Consider the following 586-nt stretch of genomic DNA (forward strand, 5'->3'; position numbering starts at 1 on the left):
TCAGACTGCGATGTGGTTAAACTTTCAATGTTTATGTGCCTGCGTTGAAAAATGGCTGAAATACGATTTAATAACCCGATGTTATTTTCGGTGTAAACTGAAATCGTGAATGTTTTTAGTTCTTCGTTCATTTTTTAAAAGATATTTGAAAAAAGGCGAAAAATAGTGCTTATAACACATTTTATTTTTGATAAAATCACCTTTTATCTTTTGTTCTATACTTTAAAACTGTTTTTAGCTTAATCTTACATCTGATACCGATGCTCCAGTAGGTATCATTGGAAATACATTGTCTTCTTTTTCAACACAAACTTCTAAAAAGTATGATGATTTTGAAGCTATCATTTCTTCAACAGCACTGGCTAATTCTTCGCGTTTTGTTACACGCTTAGCTTCAATGTGATATCCTTTTGCTATGGTTACAAAATCTGGGTTTGTCATTTCAGTTGATGCATAGCGCTTATCAAAAAACAGTTGTTGCCATTGGCGTACCATACCTAAAAACTCATTGTTAAGCACTACAATTTTTACGGGTACTTTTTGCTGAAAAATAGTACCTAACTCTTGTATATTCATTTGGTAACCA

At 32.3% G+C, this 586-nt stretch carries 1 protein-coding gene and 1 pseudogene; both read right to left on the reverse strand.

What is annotated here, in order from left to right; genetic code table 11:
* Positions 1-131: pseudogene (locus FUA24_RS25720) on the reverse strand (acetolactate synthase small subunit); the annotation flags it as partial.
* Positions 132-234: 103 nt separating this feature from the next.
* A partial coding sequence (locus FUA24_RS07500; RefSeq protein ID WP_246146979.1) for a thiamine pyrophosphate-dependent enzyme occupies positions 235-586 on the reverse strand: 352 nt, incomplete at its 5' end.

This window comes from Seonamhaeicola marinus, assembly GCF_008085455.1.